This window comes from Acidovorax sp. KNOB132, assembly GCF_057541515.1.
The window spans coordinates 1-18817 of sequence record NZ_BAAJYT010000066.1; the positions used below are offsets into that span (position 1 = coordinate 1).

Annotated in this window: 18 protein-coding genes and 1 pseudogene; 15 read left to right on the forward strand and 4 right to left on the reverse strand. The window is 69.1% G+C overall.

Annotated elements, in window-relative coordinates:
* The first annotated feature begins 26 nt into the window (after window positions 1-26).
* The 3 genes from AC27IO_RS11315 to AC27IO_RS11325 are packed head-to-tail and all read left to right on the forward strand — an operon-like array spanning window position 27 to window position 1770.
* Window positions 27-932 carry an NAD-dependent epimerase/dehydratase family protein gene (locus AC27IO_RS11315; RefSeq protein ID WP_498738998.1) on the forward strand — a complete coding sequence of 302 codons (906 nt, stop codon included), beginning with the start codon at window positions 27-29 and terminating at the stop codon, window positions 930-932.
* A complete protein-coding gene (locus AC27IO_RS11320) occupies window positions 929-1297 on the forward strand; it encodes a DoxX-like family protein (RefSeq protein ID WP_498738999.1) in 369 nt (122 codons plus the stop codon). Before AC27IO_RS11315 ends, AC27IO_RS11320 begins: the two co-directional genes overlap by 4 nt.
* On the forward strand, window positions 1294-1770 hold the full coding sequence (locus AC27IO_RS11325) for a DUF2269 family protein (protein ID WP_498739000.1): 477 nt from the start codon (window positions 1294-1296) through the stop codon (window positions 1768-1770). The genes AC27IO_RS11320 and AC27IO_RS11325 overlap by 4 nt, the downstream gene beginning before the upstream one ends.
* A 7-nt stretch (window positions 1771-1777) precedes the next feature.
* On the opposite strand, the gene AC27IO_RS11330 is transcribed toward AC27IO_RS11325, so the two are convergent.
* Complete coding sequence (locus tag AC27IO_RS11330; RefSeq protein WP_284429037.1) at window positions 1778-2578, reverse strand: aspartate/glutamate racemase family protein; 801 nt, start codon at window positions 2576-2578, stop codon at window positions 1778-1780.
* A 35-nt stretch (window positions 2579-2613) separates the two neighbouring features.
* The gene (locus tag AC27IO_RS11335) at window positions 2614-3501 is read right to left on the reverse strand and encodes an amino acid ABC transporter substrate-binding protein (RefSeq protein WP_272564537.1); all 888 of its coding nucleotides are present in this window, start codon (window positions 3499-3501) and stop codon (window positions 2614-2616) included.
* Window positions 3502-3775: 274 nt separating this feature from the next.
* On the opposite strand from AC27IO_RS11335, the gene AC27IO_RS11340 reads away from it, so the two are divergent.
* Complete coding sequence (locus tag AC27IO_RS11340; RefSeq protein WP_498739001.1) at window positions 3776-4999, forward strand: D-amino acid dehydrogenase; 1224 nt, start codon at window positions 3776-3778, stop codon at window positions 4997-4999.
* Window positions 5000-5047: 48 nt separating this feature from the next.
* On the opposite strand, the gene AC27IO_RS11345 is transcribed toward AC27IO_RS11340, so the two are convergent.
* On the reverse strand, window positions 5048-5974 hold the full coding sequence (locus AC27IO_RS11345) for a LysR substrate-binding domain-containing protein (protein ID WP_498739002.1): 927 nt from the start codon (window positions 5972-5974) through the stop codon (window positions 5048-5050).
* A gap of 265 nt (window positions 5975-6239) precedes the next feature.
* On the opposite strand from AC27IO_RS11345, the gene AC27IO_RS11350 reads away from it, so the two are divergent.
* The 4 genes from AC27IO_RS11350 (at window position 6240) to AC27IO_RS11365 (ending at window position 7906) form a co-directional block, all read left to right on the forward strand.
* On the forward strand, window positions 6240-6569 hold the full coding sequence (locus AC27IO_RS11350; protein ID WP_498739003.1) for a hypothetical protein: 330 nt from the start codon (window positions 6240-6242) through the stop codon (window positions 6567-6569).
* A 57-nt stretch (window positions 6570-6626) separates the two neighbouring features.
* Window positions 6627-6782 carry a hypothetical protein gene (locus tag AC27IO_RS11355; RefSeq protein WP_498739004.1) on the forward strand — a complete coding sequence of 52 codons (156 nt, stop codon included), beginning with the start codon at window positions 6627-6629 and terminating at the stop codon, window positions 6780-6782.
* The gene (locus AC27IO_RS11360) at window positions 6769-7428 is read left to right on the forward strand and encodes a hypothetical protein (RefSeq protein WP_498739005.1); all 660 of its coding nucleotides are present in this window, start codon (window positions 6769-6771) and stop codon (window positions 7426-7428) included. The genes AC27IO_RS11355 and AC27IO_RS11360 overlap by 14 nt, the downstream gene beginning before the upstream one ends.
* A gap of 157 nt (window positions 7429-7585) precedes the next feature.
* Window positions 7586-7906, forward strand: a complete 321-nt coding sequence (locus AC27IO_RS11365; protein ID WP_498739006.1) for a hypothetical protein — start codon at window positions 7586-7588, stop codon at window positions 7904-7906.
* A gap of 43 nt (window positions 7907-7949) precedes the next feature.
* Here the strand turns inward: AC27IO_RS11365 and polA are convergent, their stop codons facing one another.
* Window positions 7950-10760, reverse strand: a complete 2811-nt coding sequence (polA, locus tag AC27IO_RS11370; RefSeq protein ID WP_284408424.1) for a DNA polymerase I — start codon at window positions 10758-10760, stop codon at window positions 7950-7952.
* A gap of 60 nt (window positions 10761-10820) precedes the next feature.
* Here polA and AC27IO_RS11375 point away from each other — a divergent pair, with 60 nt between their 5' ends.
* The 7 genes and pseudogenes from AC27IO_RS11375 to AC27IO_RS11405 form a co-directional block, all read left to right on the forward strand.
* Window positions 10821-11174, forward strand: a complete 354-nt coding sequence (locus tag AC27IO_RS11375; protein WP_498739007.1) for a hypothetical protein — start codon at window positions 10821-10823, stop codon at window positions 11172-11174.
* 132 nt (window positions 11175-11306) lie between these two features.
* Window positions 11307-12257 carry a homoserine kinase gene (locus AC27IO_RS11380; protein ID WP_498739008.1) on the forward strand — a complete coding sequence of 317 codons (951 nt, stop codon included), beginning with the start codon at window positions 11307-11309 and terminating at the stop codon, window positions 12255-12257.
* Window positions 12258-12335: 78 nt separating this feature from the next.
* On the forward strand, window positions 12336-13169 hold the full coding sequence (locus tag AC27IO_RS11385; protein ID WP_284429044.1) for a BPSS1780 family membrane protein: 834 nt from the start codon (window positions 12336-12338) through the stop codon (window positions 13167-13169).
* 324 nt (window positions 13170-13493) lie between these two features.
* Complete coding sequence (locus tag AC27IO_RS11390; protein ID WP_272564549.1) at window positions 13494-15437, forward strand: PhoX family protein; 1944 nt, start codon at window positions 13494-13496, stop codon at window positions 15435-15437.
* A gap of 495 nt (window positions 15438-15932) precedes the next feature.
* Window positions 15933-17132: an imelysin family protein gene (locus AC27IO_RS11395; protein WP_317351700.1), complete on the forward strand. Its 1200-nt coding sequence runs from the start codon at window positions 15933-15935 to the stop codon at window positions 17130-17132.
* Window positions 17133-17139: 7 nt separating this feature from the next.
* Entirely contained in the window at window positions 17140-18609 is a 1470-nt protein-coding gene (locus AC27IO_RS11400) for a di-heme oxidoreductase family protein (RefSeq protein ID WP_272564551.1), read from the forward strand.
* Window positions 18606-18817 (forward strand): annotated as a pseudogene (locus tag AC27IO_RS11405) (hypothetical protein); the annotation flags it as partial. The gene AC27IO_RS11400 and the pseudogene AC27IO_RS11405, both read left to right, overlap by 4 nt.

Consider the following 18817-nt stretch of genomic DNA (forward strand, 5'->3'; position numbering starts at 1 on the left):
CCTTACACCTTTCACGGAGCAGTTCCATGCACATCCTTCTCACCGGTTCCACCGGATTCATCGGCCGCGCGGTGCAACGCGCGCTCGAACGTGCGGGCCACACCGTGCACGGCGGCGTCTCGCACCGCGCCGCGCGCAGGGCCGCCCCCGGCCAGGTCGCCATGGATTTCGCGCACGACACGGCGCCCGCCGCATGGCTGCCGCGCCTGGCAGGCATCGACGCGGTGGTGAATGCCGTCGGCGTGCTGCGCGACACCCGCGCACGCCCCATCGACGCCTTGCACCAGCACACGCCGGTGGCCTTGTTCGACGCCTGCGCCCAGGCCGGCGTGCGGCGCATCGTGCAGATCTCGGCGCTGGGCATTGCCGGCAGCGCCACACGCTACGCCACCACCAAACGCGCGGCCGACACCCACCTGCTCGGTCTGACCGCACAAGGGGCCGTGTCAGGCGTGGTGCTGCGGCCCAGCATCGTGTTCGGCCGGGGTGGCGCCAGCAGCGCGCTCTTCATGAACCTGGCACGCCTGCCGGTGCTGGTGCTGCCCGGGCCGGTGCTGCAGGCCCGCGTGCAGCCCGTGGCGGTGCACGATCTGGCCGATGCGGTGGCCGCGCTGATGGGTCCCGCGCTGGACGCCACCGGCCTCATCGAATGCAGCGGGCCCGAGGCGGTGCCCATGGCCGAACTGATCGCCAGCCTGCGCCAGCAATCGGGCCACGGGCCCGCCCGCGTGCTGCGCCTGCCGGATGCGCTCAGCCACCTGAGCGCCCGCCTGGGCGACCAGGTGCCAGCCCTGCCCTGGTGCAGCGAAACGCTCGCCTTGCTGGGCAGCGACAACACGGCAGACCCGGCCGCGCTGCGGCGCCTGCTGGGCCATGAAGCGACGCACTACCGCCATCTGGTCGAAAGCGCCTGGGCGCCGTCCGCACGATGAACGCCGAAACCACCCGCTGGCTGCGCGGCAGCCTCGTCCTGGTGTGGCTGGGCACCGCACTGGCCAGTGCCATCGAATCGCAAGGCCAGGGCCGCGATCTGCTGGTGCGTGGCGGGCTGCAGAGCGAAGCCTGGATCCAGGCGCTGGTGTGGGGCGGCATCGCCGCCGACACGGCCATCGGGCTCGCGCTGTGGCTGCGCCCCGGCCGGGCCACCGATGCCCTGGCCCTGGCCTTGATGGGCGTGATGACGGTGGTCGCCACGGTGCTGCTGCCCGCGCTGTGGCTGGACCCGCTGGGGCCGCTGCTCAAGAACCTCCCCATCGCCGCCATCCTCGTCGTCCTTCTGAAAGCACCACGCGCATGAACACCTATCTCGCACTCAAATGGGTCCACATCCTGTCCAGCGTGCTGCTGGTGGGCACCGGCTTCGGCTCGGCGTTCTATTTGTTCTTCGCCAACCGCAGCGGCAGCGTGGCCGCCCAGGCCGTGGTGTCGCGGCTGGTGGTGCGGGCCGACACGTGGTTCACCACGCCGGCCGGCATCGTGCAGCCGGTGACCGGCGCCGCCATGGCGATGATGGCCGGCTGGCCGCTGTCCACGCCATGGCTGGCCACCTCGATCGCACTGTATGCAATAGCCGGCCTGTGCTGGCTGCCGGTGCTGTGGCTGCAGTGGCGCATGGCCGCCATGGCACGGGACGCCGCCGCGCAAGGCACGCCGATGCCGGCGCTCTACACCCGCTACGCACGCTGGTGGGAGGCGCTGGGCTACCCGGCTTTCGTGGCCATGCTGGCCGTGTTCTTCCTGATGGTGCACAAGCCCGCGCTGTGGGGCTGATGGCCGTTCAGGCGATGGCGTCGGCGCCCGCACGCGCGGGCGTTCGCGGCCCGATCCCGGCATAGGCGCAGCGCGCCAGTGCCTCGGCCAGCACCTGCGACGGGTTGACCAGGCGGGCGCCCGCCGCGGCCTCGTCCAGGGCCAGCGGGATTTCGGTGCAGCCCATGATGAGGGTCGACACCCCATCGCGTTCGCGCAGCGCCTGTGCCACCGCCGCGAAGCGGTGACGGGCCAGCGCATAGTCGCCGGCCTTCACGCCGTCGTAGATGCCCTGCATGAGCTGCTCGCGCTCACCGGGCTGCGGCAGCACGCAGGCCACCCCGTGGCGCTGTAGTTCGGCCTGGTACAGCCCGCTGTCGTACGACCCTTGCGTGGCCAGCAGCGCCACGCGCGGAACCTGTGCGGCCGCGAGCCCGGCCGCCACTTCGCGCATGCCGTGCAGCACCTGCAGCTGCGGAAACCGCTGCTGCAGCTCCCCATGCCAGGCATGGGCCGTGTTGCATGCGATCGCCACGGCCTGCACCCCCAGCGCCACCAGCCGGCCCGTGGCCTGCGCCATCGGCTCTGCCGGCTGATGAGCGCCGGACGTGCGGTCGCCCAGGGCCGCCGTGCGATCGGGAATGGGCACCTGCGCCAGCCAGTGCTCCGGATAGGCCTGGTCCCGCACGGGAATGCCGAGCGCGGCCATGCGCCGTGTGCACGCCTCCACGAAGAGCCGCACGAAGTCGGCTCCGGCGGCCGGCCCCATGCCGCCCAGGATGCCCACCATGCGGGGCACCGGGGAGATCGCGGGGACTGACGGCGTCATGGACAATTTCCGGAAAGCGCTGGCGCAGAGGGCGATCAGTTGGCGGGCTTGTCGCTCTGCGCCACCAGGTTGTCGCGCAGTTCCTTGGACATGGGCAGGCCCAGGTTCTGGCCCTTGGGCGGCACGGGCGACATGAACCACTTGGTGTAGAGCTTCTCGAACTCGCCGGACTTCATCATCCCGCCGATCACGCCGTTCACCAGCGCCTGGAACTGCGGATCGTCCTTGCGCAGCATGCAGGCATAGGGCTCGACCTGCAGCGAATCGCCCACCACCACCCAGTCCGCGGGGTTGCGCGCATTGCCCTTCAGGCCGAACAGCAAAATGTCGTCCATGGCGAACGCCTCGGCACGGCCCGAATCGACCAGCAGCATGGAATCGTCGTGGTCCTTGCCGAGCACGATGTCCATCTCGAGGTTGTTCTCGCGGCTGTACTTGCGGATCACCTGCGCATTGGTCGTGCCGCTGGTGCTGGCGACCTTCTTCTTGGCCAGGTCGGCATAGTTCTGCACGCCCGAGGTCTTCTTGGTGAGCAGCCGGGTGCCGGTGTAGAAATAGTTCACGGCGAACTGCACGTCCTTGCCGCGCGCGGAGTTGTTGGTGGTGGAGCCGCATTCGAGGTCCACCGTGCCGTTGGTGATGAGCGGAATGCGGTTCTGCGACGTGACAGCCTGCAGCTCCACCTTGATCGCCGGGTTCTTGAGCTTGGCGCGCACCGCATTCACCACCGCGTTGGAGATGTCCACCGAGAAGCCGATCGGCTCGCCCGGGCCCGCCAGGTAGCTGAAGGGCACCGACGATTCACGGTAGGCCAGCGTGATCTTTCCCGAGTCGGCGATCTTCTGCAGGGTGTCGGCGTGCGCCGCGGTGGCCGCAGCGCACACGCCGCAAGCGAGGACGGCGGCAGACAGGAATGGCTTCATGGGGAACTCCTTGACGGGAACAAAAAGGGGAATGGAACGGTGCAGGTGCCCAGGCACTTTAGGAACTCGGTGCGGCTTTGAACAATTCATTCGGCAGCATGGGCCATGACGAAAAGTTATGCCATCCGCATCGGCCAGAGGGTCCCCATGCAATCTTCGCGCCCGGCGCCGGCGCATAACTTCCCGGCATGCCTGTCCCGCGGTTTGGCATTGTTCAAAGGCCGCGCGCGTCCCTAGAGTGCCCAGGACGGACAACCAACGGGAATCGAGCGATATGGATGCATGTGTGATGGGTGCGGGCATCGTGGGCCTGGCCACGGCCTACGCGCTGCAGCGCCAGGGGATGCGCGTCACGGTGATCGACCAGGGCCCGGTGGGCGGCGGCGCCAGCGGCGGCAATGGCGCACAGCTGAGCTACAGCTACGTGCAGCCCCTGGCCGACCCCGGCCTGTGGGCGCAACTGCCCAAGCTGCTGCTGTCGCGCGAATCGCCGCTGCAGGTGCGGCTGCAGCGGGACCCGCACCAGTGGCGCTGGGCCCTGCAGTTTCTGGCGGCCTGCAACGGCGCCACCTCGCGCCGCACCACGGCGCAACTGCTCGCGCTGGCGGCCCGCAGCCGCGCCGGGTTCGAAGCCATGCGCGCCCGCGAGGCGCTGGAATGCGACTTCTCCAGCACCGGCAAGCTCGTGCTGTACGGCACGCCCGATGGCCTGGCCGCGGCCGAACGGCAGATGGAACTGCAGCGGGCCTGGGGCAGCGAACAGGCCTCGGTGTCCGCCCAGCGCTGCGTGGAGCTGGAACCCGCGCTCGCCCACCACGCGCCCCACATTGCCGGTGCGATCCACACGCCCAGCGAGTGCGCGGCGGACTGCCAGAAGGTGTGCGATGGGCTGCATGCCCTGCTGGCGCAGCGCGGAGTGCGCTTCGAACGGGGTGCGCAGGTACAGGGGTTCGACCGGGCACAGGGGCGCATCGCGGCGGTGCGCACCAGCGCAGGCACCATCGAGGCCGACCGCTTCGTGCTGGCGCTGGGCAGCGGCAGCGTGGCGGTGGCCCGGATGGTGGGCGTGCACCTGCCCGTCTATCCGATCAAGGGCTACAGCATCACCCTCGACGCCCCGGCCGATGCACCCTGGGCGCCCCGCATGAACGTGACCCACGCGGGGCGCAAGGTCGTGTTCGCCCGCCTGGGCCAGCGCCTGCGCGTGGCCGGCATGGCAGAGCTGGTGGGCAACGACCGCCGCATCCGCACCGAACGCATCGACAGCCTGCGCGCCACGGTGCGCACCGTGCTGGGGCACGAAGCGCCCGCCGCATCGCTGCACCCCTGGACCGGCATGCGCCCCGCCACGCCCACGGGCGTGCCCATCGCCGGCCGCGCCGCCGAGGCCGACAACCTGTGGATCAACACGGGGCACGGGGCACTGGGCTTCACCTTGGCGTTCGGTACCGCGGCCATCGTGGCCGAGCAGATGCTGCAGGCCTGCGCGCCCGCCTGAGTCACGGCGGGGGAAGGCCGGCGCGCGTTCGCCGCCGCGCTCGGCTTGTCAGTCGCTCTCCGCCAGGCCGGCCGACGCCAGCGTCTGCGCCACCGCGTCGCGCATGCAGCGCACCATGGTGTCCGCCAGGAGTGATGCGGGCCGGTTCACCATGCGCAGCGCCTTCACGGGCACCGCGATGCGCGGCGCGAGCGCCAGCACGTCGACCCGCGTGCGGTCGGCCGACGCCGCGGTGCACACATCCACCAGCGCCACGCCCAACCCGTGGTGCGCGAGCGCGAGCGCCGCGTGGTAGGTCTGCACCGTGAAGGCCGCCTGCAGGCCCACATCGGCCTCGCGGCTGGCGTGGTTCACCATCGTGCCGAGCGGATCGTTCGCCTCCAGGCGGATCACCGGCGTGTGGGCCAGATCGGCCAGGTGCACCACGCCGGCTTGCACCACCTCCGAATCCAGCGTGCCCTTGGGCGCGATGCACACCACGCGCCCTTCCGCCAGCGTCTCCTGCACCAGCGAGGGGTGCACCAGCGCGCTGAACACGAAGCCGATGTCGGCCTCCTGCAGCACCAGGGCCGAGACGATCTGCGGCGAGTGCAACGCATCGATGCGCACCACCACGTCCGGGTGCTGCGCACGAAAGGCCTGCAGCGCGCGCGGCATCACCTCGTGGCTCAGTGCCAGCACGCTCAGCACATGCAATTCGCCTTCGCGCTGCTGGCCGCGCAGGCTGTTGGCCAGGCGCTGCACGTCGTCGAGCTGGTTGAACAGCCGCTCGATGTGCGGGTAAAGGGTCTGCGCCTCGCGCGTGGGCACGAGCCGCCCCTTCATGCGATGGAACAGCGCGAACCCCAGCTGCAGTTCGGCATGCGCGAGGATGCGGCTCACGGCCGGCTGGGTGACGTTGATGAGCCGCGCGGCCGCGCTCACGCTGCCGGTGAGCATCACCGCATTGAAGACTTCGATGTGGCGCAGGCGCATGGCAAAGGCAGGCTTTTTCGAGAGAAGGGCATCTGACCATATTGCATCAAAAAGCATCTGCACCCGCTGTACGCAGGACGCAATTGGAAACAAATGTCGCGGTGCGGTCATGGGGTGCGGATAGGCTCGCCGCGGTGCGTGACAACCCACGGCCCCGGTGGCCCTGGGAGGCCTGCCGTCTCTCGACCCCGTCGGCGCGCCGCGTTGCCCATTCCCCTGGATTCCATCCAGCCCGCTTCCCTCCCTTCAGAAAGAGACAAGGCACATGGCAGATTCAAGTGGCAGCGCGTGGGTTGCCCGGTTCCCGACCAGTACCTCCACCAGCGATCTGATCGCCAGTTTCCGCACCAAGGTGGACACGTTCATCGCCGCGCTGGAAGCCGGGGGCGCCTCGGTCTCCATCTCCGCCACGCTGCGCCCGCCGGAGCGTGCCTACCTCATGCATCACGCCTGGCGCATCGCCCGCGAAAACGCGGACGCCGCCACGGTGCCCGCGATGGCGGGTGTGGACATCGAATGGGTCCACCGCGGTGCCACGGGCGCGGTCAATGCAGGTGCCGCCCGGGTCGCCGCCAACCAGATGGTGGCAGGCTAAGGCATCGTGTATGCGCCCGCCCTGACCTCGCGCCATTCCGAGGGGCGCGCCATCGACATGACGATCACCAACTATTCAGGGAAGGCCTTCAAAGATGCCACAGGCACCAGCACCACTGTCACCACCGCTGCGCAACTGCATGCCCTGGGCGCGACCTACGGGGTCTACAAGCTCACGTCCGACCCGCCGCACTGGTCCGATGATGGCCACTGAGCGCATCCTCCCCCGCCGCCCCTTGAGCGGTACGGCAGGCCAGATACCCGACGGCCGTTTTTTCGGCCGGTCCACGGCCTCGGTCCTTCTGGCGCTGGCGGGGCTGTTCCTCGGCGGCACCTGCGCGCAGGCCGACACCGCGCAGCCCGTGCCTTCGGCATCGCCCGTGTCATCGCGCGTGGGCCTTCTCGACGCCCGCCGGCCCGACGCGCCCCGGCTGGTGCTGGGCCAGCCCCAGCCTGACGGCGAGGCACTTCACTACCTTCGGCTGTCTCCGCCCATGGACAAGAAGCCGGAGTGCTGCGTTCAGGCGGGCGCGGCGGTGCAGGACGCCTCCATCCTGCAATACCGCGGTGAAGACGCGGTCCCTGCGGATGAACGGGATGCGAAATTCCAGAAAGCGCCCGAAGAAGGCTTCGTGGGCCTGCTGCTGGCGAAGAACGCCGTGGTCTCACGCACCCATGCCCACCGCGTGGTGCTGCGATGGCCGGACCGCAAGGCCCGCCTGCGCGTGGACCACTGCCTGTCCAGCGAAGGCATGCACGTGAAGGTCGCAGAGAGCGGCGCCAAGGGGCAATGGGTGCCGAAGGCGCATTACTACCTTCCGCTGGGAGCGGACGTGACGCCGGACTGTCCAGCCTCGTGAAGCGGCTTTCGACCTGGCATCGAAAAGGAACGCTCCGAGTCGCACTTTGCCTTTGAACGCATCAGGGCTCAGCGCCATTGGCATGCTCGTCTGTGTGGCCGTCGGTTTGGGCGCGCTCTGGGCGGCTTTGCCGAGCCCCCGTGCGCAGCCGCTACACGTGGACACTGAAGGCATTCAGCGGCATGAGGACAGTGGAGCAGCCGACACCCTGGGCTGCGAAACGCTGTCCCTCACGCCAAAAGACGTAGCCACCTATTTCTCGACCGCCCACGAAGTCTCTGCCGCGACATTCCATGCCGAATCGATCATCCTTCCGTGCAGCTTCTCCGGCACGCTCATGAAAGGCGGGGCGAAATACGCGTGGCGCATCCACGCAGCCGGAGCGGGTTACCTGACGGCCGAGGCCACCGGCCAGACGCAGCGGTTTCTCTGCCAGGCCGCGTGCGAAAAGGCGCTGCCTGCGTTGGTGGGGCAGTAAAGCCGGAGTCGGGCCGGCCCTGGCCGGCCCCAGCCCGCCCGCCTCAGTGCGCCTTGTCCCAGTTCGGCCCCACGCCGACTTCGGCCAGCAGCGGGACCTTCAGGTCCGCCACGCCTGCCATCAACCGGGGGATCTCGCGGCGCACCCAGTCCACTTCGCTCTCGGGCAGCTCGAACACCAGTTCGTCGTGCACCTGCATGATCATGAGCACGCCCGGCTTTTCGGCGTCCAGCACGTCCTGCACGGCGACCATGGCCTTCTTGATGAGGTCGGCGGCGGTGCCCTGCATCGGCGCGTTGATGGCGGCGCGTTCAGCGCCGCTGCGGCGCGGGCCGTTGGGCGAGTTGATCTCGGGCAGGTACAGGCGCCGGCCGAACACCGTCTCCACATAGCCCTTGGTCTTGGCCAGGGCCTTGGTGTCGTCCATGTACTGCTTCACGCCAGGGTAGCGCTGGAAGTAGCGGTCGATGTAGGCCGCCGCGGCCTTGGTCTCGATGCCCAGGTTCTTGGCCAGGCCGAAGCTGCTCATGCCGTAGATGAGCCCGAAGTTGATGACCTTGGCGTAGCGCCGCTGCTCGCTGCTGACCTGGCCAACCTCGACGCCGAACACCTCGGCCGCCGTGGCGCGGTGCACGTCCAGCCCTTCGGTGAAGGCATGCAGCAGCGAGGCGTCGCCGCTCAGGTGGGCCATGATGCGCAGCTCGATCTGGCTGTAGTCGGCGCTGGCGATCACACGCCCGGGCGGCGCCACGAAGGCTTCGCGCACGCGCCGGCCTTCCGCCGTGCGGATGGGAATGTTCTGCAGGTTGGGGTCGTTGCTGGACAGGCGCCCCGTCACCGCCACGGCCTGGGCGTAGTGCGTGTGCACGCGGCCGGTCGAGGGATGGGCCAGTTGCGCCAGCTTGTCGGTGTAGGTGCCCTTGAGCTTGGACAGGCTGCGGTGCTCCAGCAGCTTGGCGGGCAGCGGGTAGTCCTCGGCCAGCTTTTCCAGCACCTCTTCGTCGGTGCTGCGCGCGCCGGTGGCGGTCTTCTTGACCACCGGCATGCCCAGCTTGTCGAAGAAGATCTCGCCCAGTTGCTTGGGGCTGCCCAGGTTGAAGGGCTGGCCCGCGATCTCGTAGGCCTCGGTCTCCAGTTGCAGGATGCGCTGCCCCAGCTCATGGCTTTGCTGCGCGAGGATGGGCGCGTCCACCAGCACGCCGTTGCGCTCGATGCGGTAGAGCGCCTCGCTGCTGGCCATCTCCAGTTCGTAGATGCCGCGCAGCTTGTCGTCGGCCTGCAACTGGGGCCACAGCACACGGTGCACGTCCAGTGTCTGGTCGGAGTCTTCGCACGAATACTCGGCCGCGAGTTCGATCGATACCTGGCTGAAAGGAATCTGCTTGGCGCCCTTGCCGCACAGGTCTTCGTAATGGATGCCGCTGCGGCCCAGGTGCCGCTCCGCCAGGCTGCCCAGGCCGTGCGGCCGGTGCACTTCGAGCACGTAGCTCTGCAGCATGGTGTCGTGGGCGTAGCCCTGCACTTCGATGCCGTGGTTGGCCAGCACGTGGCGGTCGTATTTGACGTGCTGGCCGAGCTTCTTGCGGGTGCCGTCCTCCAGCCAGGGCTTGAGTCGCGCCAGCACTTCGTCGCGGGGCAGTTGCGCCGGGGCGTCGGGGTAGTCGTGCATGAGCGGCACGTAGGCGGCCGTGCCGGCCTCCACGCTCCAGCTGATGCCGACGATCTCGGCGCGCATCTCGTCGAGCGAGGTGGTCTCCGTGTCGATCGCCACCAGTTCGGCCGCCTGCAGGCGCGCGAACCAGGCATCGAACGCCTCCCAGGTGAGCACGGTGTCGTACTGCAGGTTGCTCACCTTGGCCGCGGCCACTTCGGCGGGCTCGTCGAACAGGCCGGGGGTGGGGTCCATGGCGGCGCCACGTCCCCTGGACGCCTTGGCGGCCCCTTCCTCCAGCAGTTCGGGGGCGGTTTCCTGGATGTCGATGGCCCGGGCCAGGCCCTTGAATCCGTACTGTTCGTAGAAGGCCTTGAGGGCCGCGGCGTCCTGCGCGCCGGTGGTCAGCGCGTCCAGCGACGGCAGGCCGGCCACATGCCCTTCCAGGTCGCAGTCGGTGCGAATGGTGACCAGCTGGCGCCCGGTGGGCAGCCAGTCGCGCGCGTTGCGCAGGTTCTCGCCGGCCACGCCCTTGATCTCGGTGGCGCGCTCCATCAGCGCATCGAGCGAGCCGTATTCCATGAGCCACTTGGCGGCCGTCTTCGGGCCCACCTTGGGCACGCCGGGCACGTTGTCCACGGTGTCGCCCACCAGGGTCTGGTAGTCCACCATCAGGTGCGGTGGCACGCCGAACTCGGCCGTCACGCCGGCGATGTCGCGCTTCTTGCCGCTCATGGTGTCGATGATGGTGATGTGCGCATCCACCAGCTGGCTCATGTCCTTGTCGCCGCTGGAGACGATCACCTCCACGCCCTGCCGCGCCGCGGTGACGGCGAGCGTGCCGATCACGTCGTCGGCCTCCACGCCCGGCACGTCGAGCACGGCCCAGCCCAGCAAACGCACGACCTCGTGGATCGCCGGGATCTGGCTGCGCAGGTCGTCGGGCATGGGCGCGCGCTGCGCCTTGTATTCGGGGTAGATGTCGTCGCGGAAGGTCTTGCCCGAGGCGTCGAACACGCAGGCCGCATAGTCGGCGCGCACTTCGCGGCGCAGGGCCTGCATCATGTTGACCATGCCGCGGATGGCGCCCGTGGCCGGGCTGGCGGGGTCGCCCGGCACGGCCCGCAGGTCAGGCATGGCATGGTAGGCGCGGTACAGATAGCTGGAGCCGTCCACCAGCACCAGGGTCTTGGGTTTGCTCATAGCCGCAGATTGTGCCCCGCGCTGCGCGCCACCCAGGTGCTGCGCTCTACAATCCGCCCCATGCGCGCTGCCCACACCCTCCTCCTGCTGGCCCTCATCGCCGGCCCCGCCCTGGCCCAGACCCCCGATCAAAACGCGGCCCAGCGCACGACTGATCAGCGAGAGCAGCTACCAAATCAGGAGCAATCGGCAGGCCGCCAGAACCAGCGCGTCGAGCGCATCCAGGTCGAAGACGAAGGCAGCCGCGTGAACGAGCTGCGGGTGGGCGGCCAGACGCAGAGCATCACCGTGCAGCCCAAGACCGGCAGCATGCCCGAATACGAAGTGCAGCCCGGCGAAGGCGCCCGCACCCGCCCACGCAACGGCGCCGAGACCAGCACCGCCCCGCGCGTGTGGAACGTGATGAAGTTCTGAGCCCCCGGCCGCCCGCCACGGCGCGGCCACCGGGCGATCCGGCGCGGCGGCTTCGGCTGCCTTCCCTGCATTCGCACTTCCGTGCCTTTTTCCCCTTTCTTCCCTTTTCCCTTTCTTCGTTTGCGCTGAGCGATGGCCGTCTTCACCGAAGTCTCCAAGAAAGAGGCGCGCGACCTGCTGCGCCGTTTGCAACTGGGCACGCTGGTATCGCTGCGCGGGATCGAGGGCGGGATCGAGAACACCAACTACTTTCTCACCAGCGACCAGGGCGAGTACGTGCTCACGCTGTTCGAGCGGCTCACCGCCGAGCAGTTGCCGTTCTACCTGCACCTGATGAAGCATCTGGCGCACGCCGGCATTCCCGTGCCCGATCCGCGGGCCGACAAGCACGGCGACATCCTGCACAGCGTGGCCGGCAAGCCGGCCGCGGTGGTGAGCAAGCTGCGCGGCAAGAGCCAGCTGGCGCCCGAAGCCTCGCACTGCGCCGCCGTGGGCGCCACGCTGGCGCGCATGCATCGGGCCGGGCACGGCTACGAACGCCGCCAGCCCAATCTGCGCGGGCTGGCCTGGTGGAACGAGACCGTTCCCGCCGTGCTGCCCCACGTGGGCGAGGAACAGGCCGCGCTGCTGCGCTCCGAACTGGCCTACCAGAACCACGTGGCGGCCTCCGCCGGCTATGCCGCACTGCCCCGCGGGCCGGTGCATGCCGACCTGTTCCGCGACAACGTGATGTTCGACGGCGAAGAGCTGACTGGCTTCTTCGACTTCTACTTCGCGGGCGTGGACACCTTCCTGTTCGATCTGGCCGTGTGCCTGAACGACTGGTGCATCGACCTGCCCACGGGCGCGCACGACGACGCGCGGGCCCGCGCGATGCTGGACGCCTACCAAAGCGTGCGCCCGCTCACCGCCGACGAGCGCACCCTGCTGCCCGCCATGCTGCGCTCCGGCGCGCTGCGTTTCTGGATCTCGCGGCTGTGGGATTTCTACCTGCCGCGCGAGGCCTCGCTGCTGACGCCGCACGACCCCACGCACTTCGAGCGCGTGCTGCGCGAACGCCTGGCACACCCCGTGCATGCCTGAACGGACGCGGGCGGCCCGCCGCCGGCCGCATGTCCCTGGCCCGTGCACGGCTTGGGGCCCCTCCACCACAATCCACCCATGAAACTCCACATCGTTCCCGCCCGTGCCGGCCTTGACTGGGTCCGGCTCGGCATCCGCGTCTTCTGGCGCCAGCCGATGGCGCTGGCGGCCCTGTTCTTCATGACCATGGCCGCGATGTCGCTGGCCACCCTGCTGCCGCTGATCGGCCCGGCCGTCGCGCTGGCCCTGCTGCCCTCGGCCACGCTGGCCATGATGGTGGCCGCGGGCGAGGCCACGCAGGGGCGCTTTCCCACGCCGGCGCTGCTGCTGGTGGCGTTTCGCACCGGGCGCCAGCGGCTGCGCGACATGCTCATCCTCGGCGCCCTGTACGCCGTGGGCTTTCTGGCGGTGATGGCGATTTCGGCCCTCGTGGACGACGGGCAGTTCGCCCGCGTGTACCTGGGCGGCGAGCAGCTCACGCGCGAGGTGGCCGAGGCGGGGGATTTCCAGGCCGCCATGTGGCTGGCCCTGGCGCTGTACGTGCCGCTGTCGCTGCTGTTCTGGCATGCGCCGGGCCTGGTGCACTGGCACGGCGTGCCGCCCGTGAAGGCATTGTTCTTCAGCATGGTGGCGTGCCTGCGCAACTTCAGCGCCTTCACCGTTTATGGCCTGGTGTGGACGGGCGTGTTCCTGGGCGCGGGCATCGTGGTCAGCATCGGCGTCACGCTGCTGGCGCTCCTGGGCCTGGGCAGCGGCGTGGCGGGCGGCATCATGGTGGCGACGGCGCTCATGCTGGCGGCGATGTTCTTCACCTCGGTGGTGTTTTCGTTCCGCGACTGCTTCGAGCCACCGGAGCGGCGCCTGGTCCCGCCTCCGTCCGAGGCCGCCGCCGAGCCGCCCGGCCCACTCTGACGCGCATGCCCTTCGGGGCCAGGCCACGGGGCCAAAGCCCCCGGGCCACCGCCGACCGGACGAGCGCAGTCCGGTCCGGCCGACGGGCCCGCACCCGCCCGTCGATCGCTCCGATCCCCTGCATGGGGCCCGAGGCAGCGGTCAACGCGGCCGCCAGCGTCACGCGGCTGTCACCATTCCTTCAAATCGCTGTCACGGGCGATTCCTAGCATCCGGGCAGTGGAAGCGGCATTGCGTCGTTTCCGCGTTTGGCTCGCCGGCCTGCCGCTCCCCACGGCCGTTGCCGGCGGCGTATCGCACCCCTCTCCTTTCCGGAACAAAACGATGTCCCACACCCCGATGCCCACCCGCCGCAAGGCCCTGCAATTCCTCGCCGGCGTGCCAATGCTGCCGCTGGGCGCCAGCGCCTCCGCATCCTTCCTGACCGCCTGCGGCGGCGGCAGCGATGGCGCCACGTTCGCATCGGCCAGCTTCAGCTCGATGGCCGCGCCCACGCTGTCCAACCCGGCTGCCATGGCGACCACGTCCGTGGGCTCCACGATGAGCGTGAAGTTCAGCGACAACTCGGTGCAGAACTACCAGCTGGCCTACCAGCCCTTCTTCGTGACGGGCGACATGGTGTCCGATGGCAAGGGCGGCAAGATCCTGGCGGGCGGCTATGTGGACATCAACAACAAGGCCATCACCGACACCACCGTGGCCGGCAAGGAACGCCAGTTCTTCTCCGACTCGCCGGACGGCACCTCGCTGCTGACCGTGGCCAATGCCAAGGTGGACGGCGTGAAGGGCAACCCCGTGTTCGCCGTGGTGCAGTTCGAATACACCACCTGGGCGCAGGACGGCAAGACCGACATGTACGGCAAGCTGCCCTCCCCCATCGCCGTGCTAAGCCTGGACCAGGACCCCGCCACGGGCAAGCTGTCGCTGGTCAAGTACCACAACGTGGACACCTCCAAGGTGCACGGCCTGTGGATCACCTGCGGCGCGAGCCTGTCGCCCTGGGGCACCCACCTGTCCAGCGAAGAGTACGAGCCGGACGCCTTCACCATCGCCTCCAACGCACAGTTCAAGGCCTACAGCAAGAACCTGTACGGCAGCGAAACGGCGGCCAACCCCTACCACTACGGTCACATGCCCGAAGTGACGGTGAACGCCGACGGCACGGCCAGCATCAAGAAGCACTTCTGCATGGGCCGCATCTCGCACGAGCTGGTGCAGGTCATGCCCGACCAGCGCACCGCGCTCATGGGTGACGACGCCACCAACAGCGCCTACTTCGTCTTCGTGGCCGACAAGGAAAAGGACCTGTCCTCCGGCACGCTGTACGCCGCCAAGGTCGGCGCGGGCTTCTCCATCGACCCGGCTGCCACCACCGCCGCGCCGCTCACCTGGATCAAGCTGGGCTCCGCCACCAGCGCCGAGATCGAGGCCCTGGCCGGCAAGCTCAAGCCCACGGACATCATGACCGTGGCCAGCGCCGACCCCAAGGACACGACCTTCACCAAGATCGTTGCCAACGGCAAGACCGAGTGGATCAAGCTGAACGCCGGCATGGAAAAGGCCGCCGCCTTCCTGGAAACCCACCGCTACGCCGCCCTGCTGGGCGCCAGCCTGGGCTTCACCAAGATGGAAGGCACCACGGTCAACGCCAAGGACAAGATCGCCTACTCGGCACTGCAGAACATCCAGACCTCGATGGTGGCGGGCAACGCGGCCAACGTGCCGGGCAACGGCATCTCGGTGCCCAAGCAGCTCGTGGCCGGTGCCGTGATGGCGCTGAACCTGCGCGGCGGCCAGAAGGACACCACCGGCGCCGCGATCAACAGCGACTGGATGCCCGTGGACACCAAGGCCCTGCTGGCCGGCGAAGACATCACGGCCGACGCCCTGGGCAACACCGCCAACCCGAACAACATCGCCAACCCGGACAACCTCAAGTTCTCGGAAAAGCTGCGCACGCTGTTCATCGGCGAGGACAGCAGCCAGCACGTCAACAACTTCCTGTGGGCGTACAACGTGGACACGAAGCAGCTGTCGCGCCTGATGTCGGTGCCCGCGGGCGGCGAATCCACCGGCCTGCATGCGGTGGACGAGATCAACGGCTTCACCTACATCATGAGCAACTTCCAGCACGCCGGCGACTGGGGCAGCATCCACAGCAAGGTCAAGGACACGCTGGACCCGCTGGTGCGCGCCAACTACAAGGACAAGTTCGGCTCGGCCGTGGGCTACCTGACGGGCACGCCGTCGCAGATGAAGCTGAGCTGAGCGCAGCCGCTCTCCCGGCATCGGAGCCGTGCCAGCGCGGCACGGCCGGTGCCCACCCAAAAGCGAGGCCCTGGCCTCGCTTTTTTCATGGGATTGGCACACGGCAGCGCCCATGGCGCACCGCCACAGAAGATTGGAGCAAAAACCGGCTCCAGCACATATTCTTCCAGGGCATGCAGCTACAAAAATAATAGCAAATAGCGTCTCCCATGGAGACCCGCCCTTTCCGGCCGCTCCGCGCATGGCGGTACGGGGCGAAGGGTTGTCTTCAAATGATAATAAATCGCATTCTTATAATGCCCGCTCACTCAGGCGCACCCCGGGCGCCGTGCTGCCGACCGGCGGCCGGATGCCCCCACCTTGCCGCCTGTTCCCGCTGCCGCTTCCACCGGCCGCTGCCCCCGGCCCGAGCCCGGCGGCACGCGGCCGGCGCCCTGCCTCCGGCAGGCCGGAAAGCGTCCGCCCGGTCCGTTTTTACCCAAACTGGAGATGCCCATGACGACCCCCTTGTTCAGAACCGCCGCCCTCGCCGCCCTGCTGGCCGCCAGTCCGCTCGGCGCCGTGGGCGTGGCCCAGGCACAAGGCACCGCCGTCCAGGCCTCCCAGCCCGCCACCGCCAATGCCGTGGCTGCCCACTACGCCACGCTGGTGCACGCCAACTACGAAGACACGCTGAACGCAGCCAAGGCCATGCACGCCGCCATCAAGGCCTTCACGGCCAAGCCGTCGGTGGAGACGCTGGCCGAGGCCCGCAAGACCTGGCTGGCCGCGCGCGAGTTCTATGGCCAGACCGAGGCGTTCCGCTTCTACGGCGGCCCGATCGACGACGACAAGGGCCCCGAAGGCCAGATCAACGCCTGGCCCATGGACGAGTCGTACGTGGACAGCGTCGAAGGCAAGCCCGACGCCGGCCTGGTGAACAACCGCCAATTCGCCATCACCAAGAAGAACCTCGCCGCGCAGAACGAGCGCGGCGGCGAGGAGAACATCGCCACCGGCTGGCACGCCATCGAGTTCTTCCTGTGGGGCCAGGACCTCTCGGAAACCGGCCCGGGCGACCGCAACTTCGAGGACTTCGTCGATGGCAAGGGCAAGAACGCCGACCGCCGCCGCCAGTACCTGACGGTGGTCACCGACCTGCTGATCGACGACCTCACCTTCCTCGTCAAGGCCTGGGACCCGAAGGCCAAGAACAACTACCGCGCCAAGTTCGCCAAGGGCGGGCAGGAATCGGTGCGCAAGATGCTGGTGGGCCTGGGCTCGCTCTCGCGCGGTGAACTGGCCGGCGAGCGGCTGGAGGTCGCGCTCAACAGCCAGGACCAGGAAGACGAGCACTCCTGCTTTTCCGACAACACGCACCGCGACGCGGTGACCAATGCCCAGGGCATCCAGAACGTGTGGCTGGGCCAGTACCGGCGCGCCGACGGCAGCCAGGTGCAGGGCCCCTCGCTGCGCGACCTGGTGGCCGCCAAGGACGCGGCTCTGGCCGAGAAGACCACGCAGCAGATCGCCGCGTCGGTGAAGGCGGCCGAGGCGATCCAGGCGCCGTTCGACCGCGAGATCATCGGCGAGAAGGACGCGCCGGGCCGCCAGCGCATCCAGAAAACCATCGACAGCCTGAGCGCGCAGTCCAAGGACCTGGTCGCCGCCGCCAACGCCATCGGCATCACCCGGCTGACCCTCGTGCAACCCTGATCCCGCGATGCGTTTCCTGAAAGCCTTCCACCGCCGCCGCACCTGGCGCCTCGCGACCGCCAGCGCAGGCCTGGCGGCGGCCGCCACGGGCCTCGTGGCCAGCGGCCACCCGGACCCGCTGGGCGAGAAGCCCGGCGGCGACACCACCGTGTTCGCCACCGGACGCAACGCCTTCTCGTTCCCCGCGGCCAACCTGCCGGACGACGAGCGCACGCGCTTCGTCATCGGCAACTCGTTCTTTCGCCGCAACTGGGTGGAGGCACCCGCCTCGACCAAGGCGCGCGACGGCCTGGGGCCGCACTTCATCGCGCGCTCGTGCGGCGGCTGCCATGTGCAGGACGGCCGGGGGGCGCCGCCCGAGATCTTCAACCGCCTGGGCGAGACCAAGGACCCCACGGTGGCGCTGCTGATCCGCCTGTCCATCCCCGGTGCCGACGGCCACGGCGGACCGCTGCACGAGCCCGTGTACGGCGACCAGTTCAACAACGCGGGCATCACCGGCGTGAAGCCCGAGGGCCGCGTCACCCTGCGCTACCAGACCATCCAGGGCCAGTTCGCCGACGGCACGCCCTACACCCTGCTCGACCCGAAATACGGCTTTGCCGACTTAGGGTACGGGCCGATGCACCCGGACGTGATGGTCAGCCCGCGCATCGCGCCGCAGATCATCGGCGTGGGCCTGCTGGAGGCCATCGACGAGGCCGACATCCTCGCCAATGCCGCCGACCAGGCCAAGGCGCCCGGCCCCATCAAGGGCGTGCCCAACCGCGTGTGGGATGCGCCATCGGCCCGGATGATGATCGGCCGCTTCGGCTGGAAGGGCAACGTGGCCACCATCGCGCACCAGACCGGCGGCGCCTTCGTGGGCGACATGGGCATCACCTCGCGCCACTTCCCGCACGAGGCCTGCACACCCGCGCAAAAGGACTGCCTGGCCGCGCCCAGCGGCAAGAGCGCGGGCCGCCAGGGCCAGCCGGGCGTGGAGATCGACGACAAGACCTTTGACGACGTGGTGTTCTACCAGGCCACGCTCGCCCCACCCGCCCGCCGCAAGGTGAACGACGTGCAGGTGCAGCGCGGCCAGGCGCTCTTCGCGCAGGCCCAGTGCGCCGCCTGCCACCGCCCCAGCTACGTCACCAAGGAAGGGCCGTTCCCGCGCCTGACCAGCAAGGCCGTCTCGGGCCAGCGCATCTGGCCCTACACCGACATGCTGCTGCACGACATGGGCGAAGCCCTGGCCGACCACCGGCCCGACTTCGCGGCCAACGGCCGGCAGTGGAAGACGCCCCCACTGTGGGGCACGGGCCTGATCCAGGACGTGAACGGCCACACCCGCCTGCTGCACGACGGCCGCGCGCGCGGCGTGCTCGAAGCCATCCTGTGGCACGGCGGCGAGGCCGAGGAAGCCAAGCAGAACGTGCTCAAGATGAACAAGGCCGAGCGCGATGCGCTCGTGCAATTCGTGGAGTCGCTATGACGAAATTCCCTGCTCTGCGCCCCCTGCCCCCCCTGCCCCACCTGCCCCACCTGGCCGCGGTGGCGCTCTGCGCCCTGGCCGGCGCCGCGGCCACCGCCACCGCGCAGACCAACTGGCGGCACGACGCCGTGCCGTTCTACGACACCACGCACGCCCTGCAAAGCCTCTACGGCCATTGGGCCCTGCCCCGCGCGGGCGACTTCGCCAC

Bases quoted from the DNA above. Each gene is read 5' to 3' on its own strand.
- AC27IO_RS11315 (WP_498738998.1), top strand. From the start codon at position 27: ATGCACATCCTTCTCACCGGTTCCACCGGATTCATCGGCCGCGCGGTG.
- AC27IO_RS11320 (WP_498738999.1), top strand. From the start codon at position 929: ATGAACGCCGAAACCACCCGCTGGCTGCGCGGCAGCCTCGTCCTGGTG.
- AC27IO_RS11325 (WP_498739000.1), top strand. From the start codon at position 1,294: ATGAACACCTATCTCGCACTCAAATGGGTCCACATCCTGTCCAGCGTG.
- AC27IO_RS11330 (WP_284429037.1), bottom strand. From the start codon at position 2,578: ATGACGCCGTCAGTCCCCGCGATCTCCCCGGTGCCCCGCATGGTGGGC.
- AC27IO_RS11335 (WP_272564537.1), bottom strand. From the start codon at position 3,501: ATGAAGCCATTCCTGTCTGCCGCCGTCCTCGCTTGCGGCGTGTGCGCT.
- AC27IO_RS11340 (WP_498739001.1), top strand. From the start codon at position 3,776: ATGGATGCATGTGTGATGGGTGCGGGCATCGTGGGCCTGGCCACGGCC.
- AC27IO_RS11345 (WP_498739002.1), bottom strand. From the start codon at position 5,974: ATGCGCCTGCGCCACATCGAAGTCTTCAATGCGGTGATGCTCACCGGC.
- AC27IO_RS11350 (WP_498739003.1), top strand. From the start codon at position 6,240: ATGGCAGATTCAAGTGGCAGCGCGTGGGTTGCCCGGTTCCCGACCAGT.
- AC27IO_RS11355 (WP_498739004.1), top strand. From the start codon at position 6,627: ATGACGATCACCAACTATTCAGGGAAGGCCTTCAAAGATGCCACAGGC.
- AC27IO_RS11360 (WP_498739005.1), top strand. From the start codon at position 6,769: ATGATGGCCACTGAGCGCATCCTCCCCCGCCGCCCCTTGAGCGGTACG.
- polA (WP_284408424.1), bottom strand. From the start codon at position 10,760: ATGAGCAAACCCAAGACCCTGGTGCTGGTGGACGGCTCCAGCTATCTG.
- AC27IO_RS11375 (WP_498739007.1), top strand. From the start codon at position 10,821: ATGCGCGCTGCCCACACCCTCCTCCTGCTGGCCCTCATCGCCGGCCCC.
- AC27IO_RS11380 (WP_498739008.1), top strand. From the start codon at position 11,307: ATGGCCGTCTTCACCGAAGTCTCCAAGAAAGAGGCGCGCGACCTGCTG.
- AC27IO_RS11385 (WP_284429044.1), top strand. From the start codon at position 12,336: ATGAAACTCCACATCGTTCCCGCCCGTGCCGGCCTTGACTGGGTCCGG.
- AC27IO_RS11390 (WP_272564549.1), top strand. From the start codon at position 13,494: ATGTCCCACACCCCGATGCCCACCCGCCGCAAGGCCCTGCAATTCCTC.
- AC27IO_RS11395 (WP_317351700.1), top strand. From the start codon at position 15,933: ATGACGACCCCCTTGTTCAGAACCGCCGCCCTCGCCGCCCTGCTGGCC.
- AC27IO_RS11400 (WP_272564551.1), top strand. From the start codon at position 17,140: ATGCGTTTCCTGAAAGCCTTCCACCGCCGCCGCACCTGGCGCCTCGCG.